This window comes from Labrys sp. E2SS-1L, assembly GCF_057073705.1.
In genome coordinates, this window is record NZ_CP172714.1 from 410,199 (window position 1) to 425,389 (window position 15,191).

The window sequence follows — 15,191 nt, forward strand, 5'->3', positions numbered from 1 at the left end:
CGTCGGATCAGAGGTGGCGCGCGCCGCAAATCGAGGGGCATATGAACGCCGAGGGGAAAAGCCAGCGTCAGGGCATCGAGGTCGATAGGATGCGGGGAGCTCCGGAAGGCCGGTTCAGGGTGCTGATCGCCGAGCGCAACCCCTTGGTTGTGGCTGCTCTCGGCGACATGATCAAGAATGATGCCCGTTTCGAACTGGTTGCCAGCGTGCAGTCCGGCGAGGCCTTTCTGGCGGCTGTGGCTGAGCCGAAATTCGATTTGGCCGTTCTCGGCTGGAAACTGTCCGACATGAACGGCGCCGAAGTCCTGGAGGAAATGCGCCAGCGCGGCCTGCATACACGCATCGTCATCTTCTCGAACGATCATGACATTGCCATTCTCAAGCAGTGCGTGCGCCTGGGCGTACAAGGCTATTGCTACCAGTTCGACGACCCCGCCATCCTGTTCGACACGCTGGTGGCTGTCGCCCATGGCCGGATCTGCATCCCTTACCTGGACGTGTCCAAAATCAACGATACCCCGCTTTCACGCCTGACGACCCGCGAGCGCGAACTGCTTGCCGTGCTCGCCGATGGCTGGACCAATCTGCAGATCGCCGCCCGCACTGGTATCTCGGAAAACACCGTCAAATATCATCTCAAGAATCTCTACGACAAGCTCGAGGTGCGCAATCGGGCCATGGCGGTCGCCCTCTATGCCACCGAGAAGAGCAGGGGCCCGCAGGCCAATTCCTGACGCAAGGCGGCCGCCGGATTCACACACACTCGACTGGGATTACAGACTCGTACGTCATCCGCCTGTCATGACGGAAGGGCAGAAGGCCGCGCGTGTGAGGAGAGCGACGCGATGACCATCGAACTTTGGCCCTTTCTGGTTCTACCCCTTGCCGGGCTCGTGGCGGGGGCGGGCATCGTTCGCTTCGTCATCGGACCGGAATGGATGGAATGCCTGCGCCAGCGTCGCGAGTTTCAGCGCCGCTAGAGCAAAGTGCGTTCAAGTGTGAACGCTCGTTTGCTCCAGCTCTTTGTTTCGACGCGTCTTTGCGATTCGAGGTGATTCCGTCCCATCGCAAAACGCTTTGGGTTTCTTCCGGAAGAAGCTGCAAGGCGAGTGCTCGGCGACGGCCGGCATGGCCTGGTGACACCCTTACCCGAACACCCGCATGTCGCGATCGGCTATCCGCGGGATCGCGGCCGATGAGATCAAGCAACACATTCCGACAAAGCCTCCGGGCCGAGCCAGCAAAGGTTTCAGCTGCCGGCGGGATCCACCACGCAGGGTGATCCGAATGCGGCTTCGATGACGGCGCCCGCCGCAAGGCACAGGTCCTCGCGAAAGCGCGGCGCCAGCACCTGAACCCCTGTCGGGGTCCGCCCGGTCATTCCGGTAAAGACCGAGAGCCCCGGCAGACCGAGGAAGGGCACGCCGATTTGCGGGATCTGAGCGCCCCAGACCCGCTCGAATGCGGCCTGGCCCTTGAGGTCCAGATCATCCTCGAACGGCAGGTCGGCCGATACGGGCAGCAACACCACCGGATAGGTCTCCATGAAGAGCTGCCACTGCCGGATCAAAGTGGCACGCCGGGTCAGTGCCTGCGAAAAAGAGGTGAGGGTCGTGGCATGACCGAGTGCCTGGTGACCCCGCAAAATGGCGAGCGCGCCTGGGTCGCCCTCCTTCTCGGCGGCGGCAAGCTTGGCCTCGTAGCCCTCGCCGATCCACAACCGGACCTGCAAATCGGCGGCTTCGCGCAGCGGTGGGAGGTCCTCGACTTCGTCGACGATCCAGCCGGCGGCCTCCAGATGCAGGGCGGCCTCGCGCAGTTTGGCGCGAATGGCCTCACAGGTGCCGATCCGGCCCGGATCGAGGCAAAGGGCGACACGCCTTGCGACCTCAGGCCCCGTCAGCGGCGCGGGCGTCCACCACGGATCGCGTACGTCCCGACGCGACAGCGCCCTGAGCGCGAGCCCGATGTCGTCGATCGAGCGCGCCAGCGGCCCGGATACCGCCGTGATCTGGCCGACGATGTCGCGCTCGGGAGACGAGGCGTTGTAGGCCGCCACCCGTCCGGGCGAGGGGCGCAGGCCATGGACGCCGCAGGCATAGGCGGGATAGCGGATCGAGCCTGCGATATCCGTGCCATGGGCAATGGCACCGATGCCGCTCGCGACCGCCGCGGCCGCGCCGCCGGATGATCCGCCGGGCGTCAGCGTGGGATCATGGGGATTCCGCGTATGGCCATGCAGGCGGTTGTTGGTGAACCAGCGATAGGAGAAGGCGGGGGTGTTGGTACGGCCCAGCAGGACCGCCCCGGCCTCGAGCAGGCTGTCGACGACGGGGCTGTTGTCCGCGGCCAGCAGATCCTTCTGCAAAGTCACGCCGTTGGTGGTGGCATATCCCTTCTGGTCTACATTGACCTTGACGGTAACGGGGACCCCCGCCAGCGCGCCGGTTTCCTCGCCGCGGGCAATGGCGGCATCGATCCGGCCCGCCTGGGCCAGGACGTCGCCGGGCCGCATGTCGACCACGGCGTTGATCGACGGATTGACGGCAGACAGCCGCTCGAGGGCCGCCGCCGCGACGTCGCGTGCAGAGACCTGCCTGGATTTGACGAGAGCGGCGATTCTCACCGCGTCCAAGCGCCAGAGTTCATTCATCGCGGTTTTCCGATTCCCTCGATCGTGGCATGAAGGCAGAAATAGTGTCGGCTCGTTGCTCATGGAGCAAGAAGGATCGCGGCATCTCGCGCCGGCGCAGGGCAAATTCGCTTCCGCGATCGTGGAATAAGGTGCAACACCATTTGCACGATCAGCTTCAATCACCAATGAGGATCTTGGATTGAACATGTCGCGTATTGGATTGAACCAGGCAGCGGTGTGGCTGTTGCCATTGCTGTTTGTGAGCCTGTTCCTGGCGGCTCAGACGAGTTCTTTTGCCGCCGGGATCACGCCCTTGGCGGAAAAGGTCGGCCACCGGCTGTCCTATATGAAGGATGTCGCCGGATATAAGGCGCAAAATCACCTGCCCATAGAAGACCTGGCCCAGGAAGCCAAGGTCCTGGCCAGTGCCAAGTCCGATGCGGAGAAACTGGGGCTGGATCCTGCCACGGTGGAGCCTTTCATCATCGCCCAGATCAATGCTGCCAAGGCCGTCGAGTATCGCTACCTGGCCGATTGGCTGGCGCAGCCTGAGACGGGGTGGCAACCGCGGCCGCTCGACAAGGTACGGCAGGACATCGCCCAGTTGAGCAAGGAGATTCTGCAGCAGGTGGCGCAGGACCTCAAAAGCGGACGGTTCACCTCGGACGAGCGCTCCAGCTTCTTCAAGGCAGTACACGAGCCCAATCTGAGGGAATCGGACAAGCAGCAATTGTTCACTGCCTTGCTGGCGATAAGGCTGGTGAAGTAGGGCTCAAGGGCTGCGCGCAGCGCGCCCTCAGATCATGGCAGCCATAGGTTGCACCGGCCACGGGGAGGTGCAGCCACCTCCATCATAGCGCAAGCCGGCGGGTCATGCGGTTCCCCGTCCAGTCGCGATCAGCCGCGTGGCGAGGGCCGCGGCTTCCTCGGAAGAGGCGGCAATTTCCATGGCGATCCCGAAGGCCTTGGTGGCCATCGCCGTCTGGGCCCGGAGCGCGATGCGCTTCAGGCGATCAGGCTCGATGGCGATCAGGGACAGGCAGAGCCTGCCCAGGACCTGCTTGTTCGCCTTGAGCCAGATACCCCTGCGCTTGCGATCCTCATGGGCTTCTTCCGCCTGGCCGCCTGGAAAGATCACGACGAAGGGCTGGCCTTGCGCAAGGAGTGCCTCCATCTCGCTCACCCAGCGCCCGGCATAGCCCGGAACGATTGCCTCGGGCCGGGACCGAATGATCGGAAAGTCGGAAACGTCGTGGACGATGAAGGCTTGATGATCGAATGGCATGAGCGATCCTCGGTTGCGTGGTCAGATGGCGGTGTCTTCGCCGAAAAGGCGGTCCGCACCCTGCTGGGAGGCCGCGATCGCCGCATTGGCCCGCCGGCGCAGATCGTCTTCATAGGCGGCAATCGCTGCCGGAAGTGGGGACTTGCCGGCAGCCACCATGCCCAGCCAGGTGGCGAGATGGGTGGCATCGTCCAGCGCCGTGTTGGCACCGACGCCACCGGCCGGGCTCATCGCGTGGATCGCATCTCCCAGCATCGTCACGCGGCCTGGCGTCCATGCGGGCAGGGCGTCGGCACTGCGTATCGCGACCGCAGCGATGGTAGACCTGTCAGCCTCGGCAAACAGGGCACGCAAGCCACCGGCCCAGGAACGGGCGAGGTAACGCACCCGAGCCGCCAGTGCCTCGCCATCCAGCTCGCCCAAGGTCGCCTCGTCCAGTCCCAGGCCCGTCCGCCGGCCAATGACGGCCCAATAGAGATAATCCGCGATCGGCGTGAGCCCCGCCGCAGCCAGCGGGAAGCGGAAGGTCATGGCATCGACGATCACCGCGAAGTCATCGGCGAAGATCACGGACGTACCGTCCAGGAGCGTGTCGGCAACCTGACCGTCGAAGGGGCGATGGGATTTGCCGTAGATGCAAACGGCACCGGTCTCCTTCGGTGCCAGCAGCGGCAAGGCCTGGCGACGTATGGTGGAATTCACGCCGTCGGCGGCGACGAGGATGTCGGCTTCGCACGCCGTGCCGTCTTCGAATCCTATTGTAACCGCGCCCTCCTTTCGCGCGTCGAAACGGCGAAAGGCCTTGCCGAAGTGGACACGGTCCTCGATGCCGCACAGGAGAAGCTCCCGAAGGGTGAGACGGTTGGCGCTGAGATCGCCATCGCTTGATGGGTCTGCGCCCACCGCCGCGGGGCGCCAGTTGCCGGAAGGCCGACCTTCGACCGGCCCGAGTCGGGTATCGAGAAAACGTCCATTCGAGTGAGAGATGGCACAGGTCTGGCGAAAAAGTTGGTTCAGTTCCGGTGTCAGGCAGGCCGCCAGCGCCTGTCGGCCCGTCTCGTCGATCCTGATCCTGTAGCCCTGCGTCCTGCTATCCGCCGCCTCGTCTCTTTCATAGACGCCAAACGAGATGCCGTGCTGTCTCAGTCCCTGGGCCAGACAGAGGCCGCCCAGCCCTGCACCGATGATAACGACATGAAGGGGCATGCGAAGCCTGTTCCGGGACAGGGTATCCGCGGCCATGGCCAGGTACCTGCCCTCGTTCCTGTTTCGATGCGTCTTTGCGGTCCGTGGCGATTCCGCCCGGCCCGGGAGACGCTCCTGCGTGAAGGAGACCAGGCTAGTGCAGAGCGGGAAATCCTGATAACGACATTTGGCCAAATAATAGTGAGAAGTGGCCAAGATGGTGCCGGATCTTAAGGGCATGGATTTCATCGAGCGGTCGGATGGGCCGCCGCTGGTTGCGATATGGGGCGGTGAGGAGCCGGAAAGCCGATATCGTCTGGGCACCCGTGAATATGATTGGCACTGCCACGTGCGCGGCCAGGTCTTTTGTGTCGAGAGCGGGCTTGTCCATGTGCGCACGTCGCACGGGTCATGGCTGCTGCCGCCTCACCGCGCCGGATGGATACCGCCAGGGGAGCATCATTGGGCCAGTGTCAGCGGTGCCACCAGCGGTTGGAGCGTCGTCGTGGCGCCGGAGCAGGCCCGGCAATTGCCGGGTCTGCCCTGCGTCTTCGGCATCAGCGAGTTGATGCGGGCGCTGGTGCGGCGCGCTGTTTCCTGGACGATGCAGCCATCGCTGTTCCCGGAGCAGCAGCGTGTCATGCAGGTTCTGCTCGATGAGATGGCACGCGCGCCGCACGAGCCGCTCCATCTGCCCATGCCATCCGACCCGCGGTTGGCGCGTATCGCGCGGGCTGTCCTAAGTGAGCCGGGCGACACCCGCACATTGGAGCAATGGGCATCCTGGGGGGCGGTCTCTGGGCGGACGCTGCGCCGGCTGATGCAAGCCGAAACCGGCCTCAGTTTCGCGGCGTGGCGCCAGCAGGTCCGATTGACCCATGCCCTCGAAATGCTTGCATGCGGGGAGCCGGTCGCCACCATTGCGGACGCCCTGAACTATGCCTCCCCCAGCAGTTTCATCGCGATGTTCCGGCGTGCCTTCGGCGAATCGCCGGCGCGCTATTTCTCGGGACGCGGACCGCGGGATTTCGAGGGGAGCCGCTAGGACATCTTCAGGAAAAGCGGATGGACTTTCGGATCGAGAAAAGGTGTCGGTGCGGCCGGAGAACCAGCCACACCGAGTCCGATGCGGGATTTGGCCCGATGCCGGAGCGGGCGATCGTGGCTTCAGGGAGAGCGGAAGCGGTGGTTGCTGCTCTCCACGTGGAAGCTGCCAGGGTCAGGCCGGCTGGCGCCAATAGTGGTTCGACTGCCATCTTGGTTTGAAGTGCTGGCACCAATTGCCGGCACTCGGTGTCCAATGCTTTGGCAGGCGGCCGGCGCGGGCGCAATCAGTGGCGCTGTAGGGAATGCCGCGCTCCGTCGCGCACGCACTCAGTCCGATTGCCAGGCTGGCGGCCATCACGGCCAGAATCAGTTTCGTGCGCATGAACATTCCCTCACTTTCGCAACGTGGCGGTGAACCTGAACCGGACGCCAAGGGCCGTCAAGTCACTCCATGCCAGTGGCGTGGCCGCTGTTCGCGATGGACCTATCCCGCATGGGATCGCGCCCGCATATCGAAGAAATAGTCGCCCGGAAACCTCTCTCGTATCGCCTGATAGAGCTTCAGGTCATGGCCCAGCCGGGGACCGAGGCGTTCGGCCACCTCGTTCCTGTCGAGCGCGGCCATCTCGTCCGATGCCGGCGTGACGTTGTCGACATGATGCGGCAGCTCCTTGCCGAGGTAGAAGCTGATCGCCTCCAGGCTCTGCTTGTAGTTCTCGACCGTGCCGATATAGGCAAAGTCGTTGTCGACGTTTTTCAGCGCCGTCTCGAATTGTGCCGGACCGACTTTCTGCTGGTCAGGGTATCCAGCCAGATATCGCGTGCTGTAATTATCGAATGTCACGTCGTCGACATTGTCGAACGCATCGAAGATCGATGAGCGGGTGACGATCCTCGGGTCCTTCATGACATATTTCATGTAGAGGTAACATGAGATGGCATGGTCGATCGGGTCCCTCACGATCGAGACATACTGGTGGCGCCTGCCGGAATGCCTGTGAAGCCCGTACATGTAGTGGCCGAAGATGATGTCGACGTCATCGAGGGCGCTGTCGCTGAAGGTGGCGAACTGCTCTTCATGCAGGCAGGGATATTGATGATAGACCTGCAGCAACTGGATATCCGGGTCGCTTTGCAGGGCTCGCCGGGTGCTGGTTCCTGCCGTCTTGGGAATATGCATGAAATAGACGGCCGGCCGCGTCGAATGGGGACGCGGGTCATAACGGTGATAGCGGCGTTGAACCACGCTGCCATTGACTGCGACCTCGATCAGGATGGTGCCGAGCTCGCCGATCAGATGTTTGCGGGGTTCGAAATAGACGTGCCAGCCGAGCGCGTGCGGCCGGTTGGTCGCGATGGGAACGTCGGGGCGTTCGCAGGTCTCGACATAACCAAGCGGCTGCCGATTGACGAAAACCGAAAGTGAATCGATCGGGCTATGCGATGACACCCACCCTTCGATCTGGGTAATTCTATCACGCAGCGGATTTTTGTATTCCGTATCGATATAAGCAATCGCAGAATTATCCGTCATTGTTTCCATCTGGATCGTGTTTGGCCAACTCAATCTCGGAAAGCCCTATTTTGGACATATTCTCTACATGGTTGTCCAATTTGTGCAAAGGAGAAATGAAGAAACGCGCGTCCTTTCCCATGAAATCGGGATACTGTGCTTGTAATATCGTTTGTGTGTGCTGTTGCCGTTCAGATTCCGATGACCATTGGCGGGACGCGATTGCCTTGAGGGCTTATCTCATTGAACTTAAACAGGAATTTTGAAGCGCTAAATATCGGGGCGGATGTTCCCGGAAAGACCCCGGCATTTTTGACGGGTAGACTTGTGAGCTCTCTCCCGTAAGATCCTACCCAAGCTAGCAGGGGCGCCAAGGCTAGCGACTACGTTGCGGGGTTGTGGGTGTTCTTCTGCCAGGCGGTGCTTCACGTAGCATCCAAGTGTAGATCTCACCTGTGAGAACTCGACGTTGGTGAATTCAGGACCGGAGGAATTGAGTTGCAGGCTCATTCCTCCGTTTTCTGTTGTGGGTCCCGTTCCGCGCAAATCCGCCAGGTCGCTCGATGCACCGGCCTGTTTTCGGGCCTTTTATCGCCCGCTGCGATCGCTTTTTTATCCGAACAGTACGCGGCTGCTCACGTCGGCAATGCGAGCCCGCCCCTCGGCGTTGTGGCACGCAGATATCAGCAAAACGCGTTGTAGACTTCCGGGTTGAAGCGGCGGATCTCCCGCAGGGTGCGATAGAGCGGCGTCGACTTGGAGACGATGTAGCGCGGACTCACGGTGCCCCCGAAGCCGGAGAACAGCAGCATCGAGCCTGAATTGACCACCCCGTCGAAGTCGAAGGTCAGGCCACGGGCAACCGCCTCTCGGATACCGTGCCAGAGCAGCAAGGGGATGACGCCATTCGCGCTGTCGGCCGACCGGGTCGACAGCAGGTAGTAATAGGCCTTGCTGTCCCAGGCGCAGAAGACGGCCGCCTTGGCCACTCCGCCATCGCGGGCTACCAGGAAGTGGCCGCGTCTGCGTTCCAGACTGGCCGCCGTGACCGCTTGGCAGGCCGCAAAATCGACATTGGCGCTTTCGTTGCGCGCTTCCAGATTGGCGCTCGCGAAGCGGAAGAATTCCTCCGGATCCATGTCCTGCGAGACGAGATGGTGCTCCTCGGCTCGGCGGATCACGTTGCGCGTCTTGTCACGCATGCCGCGCCAGAGCTGTTGTTGTTCTGCCGGCTGGATCTCGAAGGTGAATTGCACCGAGACCTCGTAATTCTCGGCCTGGAAAGCGAGAGCATCCGAAATGCCCGCATGCATTTTCTGGCGGAAGGAGGCGATTGCCGGGAGCTTGCGCAGCAGTTCGCGGATGATCCCTTGCGTCTTCAGGAAGCGGTTCGGCTTCGATCCCTGGGGTTCGACAACGCCGGGGCCGAGGAAATGCGTCATCGGCGGCATGTTGGCGCTCTGCAGGCCAAGACGCGATTCCAGGACATAGGGCAGGCGTCCGACGGTGCGTCCTCCTTCCTCATGTTCCACGAATTCGACTTTCCCCAGCGTAGCCGCGTTCAGCCACCAGTCTTCATGGAAGACGGTCGGGACCAGGGGGTCGACAAGGATGCCTGATGTCGCTTTTTCCAACACGCTGCTGGTGGCCCAGTATGATTGAAATAATTATCGAATAATCGCGCTTCCTTGGTCGTTTACAGAATGATTCAGGCGGCGGTCAAGATTGGAGCTTCGCGTTTATGCTTCAATTTCAATAATAATTCCGAGGATACTATCCTTTTTCGTACATTAAAAATATTTAATTAAACCAAAAGTATTAGATAGGACCTGCGATGGGGTAGTGCGTCCGCCAAATTACCATCTTAGTTCTTTCCATTGCCGGCCTGCGCATGAAAAACCCCGCTACGTTGCCGTAGCGGGGTGATTTGTGCGTTACGGAAGGAGCCCGATCTAATGGGCGGGGTTATCTCCCGCGTGGGGCTTGCCCCCGAAACGCTGCTTCACCCATTCGCGCAAGCCCTGGAAGAAGACATAGAGCATCGGGATCAGGAAGATGCCGAGAACGGAGGCGCCCACCATGCCGGCGAACACAGCCGTACCGACGGCGCGGCGGCTGACCATGGCGGCACCGGTGGCGATCACCAGCGGCACCAGGCCGAGGATGAAGGCGATCGACGTCATCATCACCGCGCGGAACCGCATCTTGGCACCGAGAATGGCGGCATCCCGGATCGGCAGGCCGGCCTCGCGCTGTTCCTTGGCGAACTCGACGATCAGAATGCCGTTCTTGGCGGCGAGTGCGATCAGCACCACCAGACCGATCTGGGCGTAGACGTCGAGAGAAAGCGTGGCGACCGGCATCCCGGTTATCGAGCCGACCCAGGCCAGGAATTGCGGGACGAACAGGATGCCGAGGAAGGAGGTGAACACCGCCACCACCACGGACAGTAACACGGGGATCGGAATCACCCAGCTCTCATACAGGGCCACCAGGAAGAGGAAGGCAAACAGCACGGCAAGGCCAAGGATGATGCCCGTCTGGCCGGAGGCCTGGCTCTCCTGATAGGAGGTGCCCGTCCATTCGAAGCCATAGCCGGGCGGCAGGGTCTTGGCCGAGACCTCGGCCATCGCCGACATGGCATCGCCCGAGGAGATGCCGGCCCCGGGCGAGCCGTTGACGCTCACGGCGCGATAATTGTTATAGCGCGCGATCGTCTGAGGCCCGAGCTGGGTCGAGATCGAGGTGATGGAGCGCAGCGGCACCATCTCGTTCTTGTTGTTGCGGATATAGATCTTCCACAACGCCTCGGTATCGTTGCGATCGCCGATCTCGCCCTGGATGTTGACCTGCCAGGTACGGCCATACAGGTTGAAGTCGTTGATATAGGCCGAGCCCAGCGTCGCCTGCAGGGCGGCGAACACATCCGACATCTGCAGCCCCAGGGCCTGGGCCTTGTCACGATCGATGTCGAGGAAGATCGACGGGTTGTTCGCGCTGAAAGTGGTGAACACGCGCGACAATTTCGGATCCTGGTTCGCAGCCGCGATCAGGCCCTGCGCCACGCCTGCCATGGTTGCCGGCTCGGCGCCCTCGAGGTTTTCCAGCATGTACTGGAAGCCGCCCGTGGTGGACAGGCCGATGATCGGCGGCACGTTGAGCGCCAGCACCTGAGCGGTGTTGATCGACTGCGTAGCGCCAAAAACCTGCCTGATGAGCGTCTGGGCGGAATCGGCCGCCTTCTTGCGATCCTCGAACGGCTTCAGGCGCGCCACCATGAAGGCGCTGTTCGACTGGGCGCCGCCATCGAGGAACGAGAAGCCGACGATCGCCAGATTGTCCTGGATCTGCGGCATTTTCTTGAGGATGCCTTCGACCTGTTCGACCACTGCTGTGGTGCGATTGACCGAGGCGCCGTCCGGCAATTGCAGGACGATGAAGAAGGCACCCTGGTCCTCCTCAGGCACGAAGCCGGTGGGGGTCTTCTGCTGAAGGAAATAGGTACCCGCCGCGAAGGCGGCGACGGCAACCACGCTCAGCACGGAGACGCGCACCAGCCTCGTCACCACGGCGGCGTAGCCGTCGCGGACATTGTCGATCCGCCGCATCACCCAGGCCATGATGCCGCGCTTCTTGCTGTGGCGCAGGAAGACGGCGCACAAAGCGGGCGACAGCGTCAGGGCGTTGAGGGCCGAGATCAGCATGGCGGCCGAGATGGTCACGGCGAACTGGCGGAACAGCTCGCCCGTCAGGCCCGGGATGAAGGCGATCGGCACGAACACCGACAGCAGCACCAGGGTGATCGCGATGATCGGCGCGGTGATCTGGCTCATCGCCTTCTTGGTGGCGGCGACCGGCGACAGCTCCGGCTCCTCCTCCATCACGCGTTCGACGTTCTCCACCACGACGATGGCGTCGTCGACGACGATGCCGATGGCGAGCACCAGGGCCAGCAGCGACACCGTATTGGCCGAATAGCCGAGCGCCAGCATGATGGCGAAGGTGCCGACGAGGCTGACGGGCACGGCGATGGCCGGAATGATGGTGGCGCGCAGGCTGCCCAGGAACAGGAAGACGACGACCACCACCAGGATGAAGGCTTCGATCAGTGTCCGGATCACCTCGCCGATGGTATCGGAGACGAAGGTCGAGGTGTCGTAGACGATTGTGGAGGACAGCCCCTTGGGGAAGTTCTTCTGCGCGGCGGCGAGGGTCTTCTGCACTTCCTTCGAAGTTGCCACGGCATTGGCGCCGGGCGACAGATAGATGGCGACCGCGACGGCCGGCTTGCCGTTGAGGCGCGAGGTGGTGTCGAGGTTTTGCGCGCCCATTTCGACGCGGGCGACGTCACGCACGCGCAGCACCGAGCCATCAGGATTGGCGCGCACCACGATATTGCCGAACTGCTCCGGCGTGGTCAGGCGCCCCTGGGTCTGCAGGTTGAGCTGCAATTGCTGGTCCGCGGCCGCCGGCTGCGCGCCGATGCGCCCGACCGGCGCCTGCACGTTCTGAGACTGGATCGCGCTGGCGATATCGGAGGGCTGCAGGCCCAGATTGGTCATGCGCTGGGTGTCGAACCAGATCCGCATGGAATAGTTCTGCTTGCTGAACAGGCTGGCCTGGCCGACGCCGGGCGTACGGGACAGCCGGTCGAGCACGTTGATCGCCAGGTAATTGGTGATGAACAGCGGATCGAGCTTGGGATCGTCCGACGAGAACAGCACGAATTGCAGGATCGAGGACGAGCGCTTCTGCACCGTCACGCCCTGGGTTCGCACTGTGTCCGGCAGCTTGGCGAGCGCGGCCTGCACGCGGTTGTTGACGTTCACCGTGTCGATGTCGGGATCGGAGCCGAGCGCGAAGGAGACGGTGAGGCCGTAGCTGCCGTCATTGCCGCTGTTCGACTGCATGTACAGCATCTTGTCGACGCCGATGATCTGGGCTTCCAGCGGCTGGGCCACGGAAGACTCGACCACGGAAGCCGAGGCACCCGGATAGGTGGCGCTGACCTGGACCTGCGGCGGCACCAGGTCGGGATATTGGGCGACGGGCAGGAAGCCCATCGCCAGCGCGCCCGCCAGGGTGATGACGATAGCGATGACGACGGCGAGGCGCGGCCGGTCGATGAAGACGGATGAAAACATCTTACTTGGCCGCCCCATTGTTGGAGGCGGGGACCGGCGAGGGGGCGACCTTGATGCCGGGACGGACCTTCTGGATGCCGTCCACGATCACCTTCTCGCCTTCGTTGAGGCCGGCCGAGACCATGGCGGTTGCCGGCGTCGTCTGGCCAAGCTGGACGCGCCGCTGTTCGACGGCGTTGTCGGGACCGACGACATAGACGTAGCTGCCCTGCTGGTCGGTCAGCACGGCACCGCGCGGAATGCCCAGAACCTGGATCGGCTCGACGCCCTCCAGCAGCACGGTGACGAACTCACCGTCGATCAGCGGGCGGCGGTTGATCTCGCCAGGCGTTGCGCCGGAGACGGTGGGGTTGGCGATCTCGCCGCGCAGGGTCACCGTGTCGGTACCGTTGGCGATCGTCGGATCGACATAGTTGAGCTTGCCGTCCTGCTCATAGGTCGAGCCGTCGGGCAGCTTCAGCTTGATGCGCACGGCGGCAAAGCCGCCGCGGCTGCCGTAATATTTCGACATTTCCAGGAATTGCGGCGACGGCACCGGGAAGGTGACATACATCGGATCCTGGCTGACGATGGTGGCGAGCGTTCCCGAGGTCGGTCCGACGATGTTGCCGGTGGTGACGGCGTAGCGCCCGATCTTGCCGTCGATCGGCGAAGTGATGGTGGTGTAGTCGAGATTGATCTGCGAGGTGCGCAGCTGGGCGTTCGCTCCCAGGATCTGGGCTTCGAGAGCCTGCTGCGAGGCGATCGCCGTGTCGACCGTCGATTGCTGGCCGGCAGGCGTCTTGAGCAGGGCCTGCGCACGCTCGGTCGTCAGCTTCGCATTGCGAAGCTGCGCTTCATACTGGGCGATCAGGGCCTTGTTGACGTCGAGGGCGGCCTGGTAGGGCGGCTGCTCCAGCCGGAAGAGCACTTCGCCCTTCTTGACCTCGCGTCCTTCCGTGAACGGGGTTTCCTCGAGCTGGGCGGTGACGCGGGCTACGATGCTGACCCGATTGATCGCCTCGATGCGGCCGATGAATTGCTGGGTCTGGGTGATCGGCATCTTGGCGGCGACGATGAAGCCGACGGCCGGAGGACCGGCGTTGGGCATCTGGGCGGCGGCCGGCGAGACGAAAACCGGCACCATCGCGGTCGAGCCGAGCAATGCCGCGAGGGCGAGCATTGGTAGGGGGCGGGGCTGGGCGTAGGAATTGGAAGAAAGAAAACGCCGTAGAATTGCTGCTATCATCACGCGCCCTGTCGCAAGATGCCAGCCGCTGCGGCGCTTGGCATCCCCATCGCAGTGATGCGGCGCCACGAGACAAACTGGATCAAAATAAAAAACAAAAACAATTTAGTAGAATGAACTGCCTTTTTGGAAGCTCCATTGTGGCAGATCAATGGCCTCCGCGGCACAAACCGGCAAGCCAGCGTCGCTCCTGCCCTAAATGGGACATTTTTGCAACAGCGCCGATGCCGCCCGACTTGGACATGACTTTCAAAAGAGGGGACAGGGCGGCAGAATCTTTCTACAGAAACTCGGCAAGAAAAGATGAAGCGCCGGGTCCGGCAAGGGCCGCTGGCGCAAGGGGGAAGTCATGAGTGATTTTGCCGGCAAGTCCGTGATCGTGACCGGTGGCAGCCTTGGCATGGGGCTGGCCTGCGCCACACGCTTCGTGCAGGGCGGTGCGGATGTGCTGATCGTGGCGAACGACAAGGCGTCCATCGAGACCGCCCTTGCCAGCCTTGGCCCGCAGGTGCGCGGCCTGGTGGGCGATGTGCGCAAGGCGGCAGACATGCAGGCAGCCGCTGCTGAGGCGGCGAGCGCCTTTGGCGGCGTCGACATCCTGGTGTGCTGCGCCGGCATCCAGCGCTACGGCACGGTGGTCGAGACGCCGGAGGAGGTCTGGGACGACGTGCTCGACGTCAATCTCAAGGGCATCTATCTGGCGGCCAAATACGCCATTCCCGAGATGCGCAAGCGCGGCGGGGGCGCGATCGTGGCGATCTCGTCCGTGCAGGCCTTCGCGTCGCAGACCTCGGTTGCCGCCTATACCGCCAGCAAAGGGGGCATCAACGCGCTGGTGCGGGCGATGGCGCTCGACCATGCCGGCGAGAACATCACCGTCAACAGCGTCTGCCCGGCCTCGGTCGATACGCCGATGCTGCGCTGGGCCGCCGATCTCTACAAGGGCGATTCGACCGCGGAAGCCACCCTTGCCGCCTGGGGCAAGGGCCACCCGATCGGGCGCATCGGCCAGCCCTGGGAGATCGCCGAGGCCGTCGCGTTCCTGGCCGGCGACAAGGCGCGTTTCATCACCGGCAGCGATTTCAAGATCGATGGCGGCGTGATGGCCAAGCTCGGCATCGTGCTGCCGGAATGAGGTTTTCCGGGCGCACCGG

At 62.8% G+C, this 15,191-nt stretch carries 13 protein-coding genes; 5 read left to right on the forward strand and 8 right to left on the reverse strand.

The features are described from left to right. Positions 1 to 89 precede the first annotated feature (89 nt). Both ACIGJE_RS34840 and ACIGJE_RS34845 read left to right on the forward strand, forming a co-directional pair. Complete coding sequence (locus tag ACIGJE_RS34840) at positions 90 to 734, forward strand: LuxR C-terminal-related transcriptional regulator (protein WP_311944880.1); 645 nt, start codon at positions 90 to 92, stop codon at positions 732 to 734. Positions 735 to 845: 111 nt separating this feature from the next. Further along, positions 846 to 980 (forward strand): hypothetical protein, encoded by a 135-nt coding sequence (locus ACIGJE_RS34845; protein WP_311944816.1) that lies wholly within the window; start codon positions 846 to 848, stop codon positions 978 to 980. Between the two features lie 269 nt (positions 981 to 1,249). On the opposite strand, the gene ACIGJE_RS34850 is transcribed toward ACIGJE_RS34845, so the two are convergent. Further along, positions 1,250 to 2,653 carry an amidase family protein gene (locus ACIGJE_RS34850; protein ID WP_415083089.1) on the reverse strand — a complete coding sequence of 468 codons (1,404 nt, stop codon included), beginning with the start codon at positions 2,651 to 2,653 and terminating at the stop codon, positions 1,250 to 1,252. Positions 2,654 to 2,888: 235 nt separating this feature from the next. On the opposite strand from ACIGJE_RS34850, the gene ACIGJE_RS34855 reads away from it, so the two are divergent. Next, the gene (locus ACIGJE_RS34855; RefSeq protein ID WP_483681778.1) at positions 2,889 to 3,404 is read left to right on the forward strand and encodes a chorismate mutase; all 516 of its coding nucleotides are present in this window, start codon (positions 2,889 to 2,891) and stop codon (positions 3,402 to 3,404) included. 102 nt (positions 3,405 to 3,506) lie between these two features. Here ACIGJE_RS34855 and ACIGJE_RS34860 read toward each other — a convergent pair whose 3' ends face one another. Next, complete coding sequence (locus ACIGJE_RS34860) at positions 3,507 to 3,920, reverse strand: hypothetical protein (protein WP_483681291.1); 414 nt, start codon at positions 3,918 to 3,920, stop codon at positions 3,507 to 3,509. Between the two features lie 21 nt (positions 3,921 to 3,941). Beyond that, positions 3,942 to 5,126, reverse strand: a complete 1,185-nt coding sequence (locus ACIGJE_RS34865; RefSeq protein WP_483681293.1) for an FAD-dependent oxidoreductase — start codon at positions 5,124 to 5,126, stop codon at positions 3,942 to 3,944. 217 nt (positions 5,127 to 5,343) lie between these two features. Between ACIGJE_RS34865 and ACIGJE_RS34870 the strand changes: the two genes are divergently transcribed. Beyond that, positions 5,344 to 6,150, forward strand: a complete 807-nt coding sequence (locus ACIGJE_RS34870) for an AraC family transcriptional regulator (protein ID WP_483681294.1) — start codon at positions 5,344 to 5,346, stop codon at positions 6,148 to 6,150. Between the two features lie 174 nt (positions 6,151 to 6,324). On the opposite strand, the gene ACIGJE_RS34875 is transcribed toward ACIGJE_RS34870, so the two are convergent. From ACIGJE_RS34875 to ACIGJE_RS34895, 5 genes are all read right to left on the reverse strand, one after another. Further along, the gene (locus ACIGJE_RS34875) at positions 6,325 to 6,534 is read right to left on the reverse strand and encodes a hypothetical protein (RefSeq protein ID WP_311944808.1); all 210 of its coding nucleotides are present in this window, start codon (positions 6,532 to 6,534) and stop codon (positions 6,325 to 6,327) included. 102 nt (positions 6,535 to 6,636) lie between these two features. Next, positions 6,637 to 7,602 carry a sulfotransferase family protein gene (locus ACIGJE_RS34880; protein ID WP_367625023.1) on the reverse strand — a complete coding sequence of 322 codons (966 nt, stop codon included), beginning with the start codon at positions 7,600 to 7,602 and terminating at the stop codon, positions 6,637 to 6,639. A gap of 746 nt (positions 7,603 to 8,348) precedes the next feature. Further along, on the reverse strand, positions 8,349 to 9,299 hold the full coding sequence (locus tag ACIGJE_RS34885; RefSeq protein WP_415083095.1) for a GNAT family N-acetyltransferase: 951 nt from the start codon (positions 9,297 to 9,299) through the stop codon (positions 8,349 to 8,351). Between the two features lie 318 nt (positions 9,300 to 9,617). Then, positions 9,618 to 12,809: an efflux RND transporter permease subunit gene (locus ACIGJE_RS34890; RefSeq protein WP_367625025.1), complete on the reverse strand. Its 3,192-nt coding sequence runs from the start codon at positions 12,807 to 12,809 to the stop codon at positions 9,618 to 9,620. 1 nt (position 12,810) lies between these two features. Next, positions 12,811 to 14,037, reverse strand: coding sequence for an efflux RND transporter periplasmic adaptor subunit (locus tag ACIGJE_RS34895; RefSeq protein ID WP_415083097.1), 1,227 nt, complete (start codon positions 14,035 to 14,037; stop codon positions 12,811 to 12,813). A gap of 349 nt (positions 14,038 to 14,386) precedes the next feature. On the opposite strand from ACIGJE_RS34895, the gene ACIGJE_RS34900 reads away from it, so the two are divergent. After that, positions 14,387 to 15,172 (forward strand): SDR family NAD(P)-dependent oxidoreductase, encoded by a 786-nt coding sequence (locus ACIGJE_RS34900; protein WP_311944800.1) that lies wholly within the window; start codon positions 14,387 to 14,389, stop codon positions 15,170 to 15,172. Positions 15,173 to 15,191: the final 19 nt, after the last annotated feature.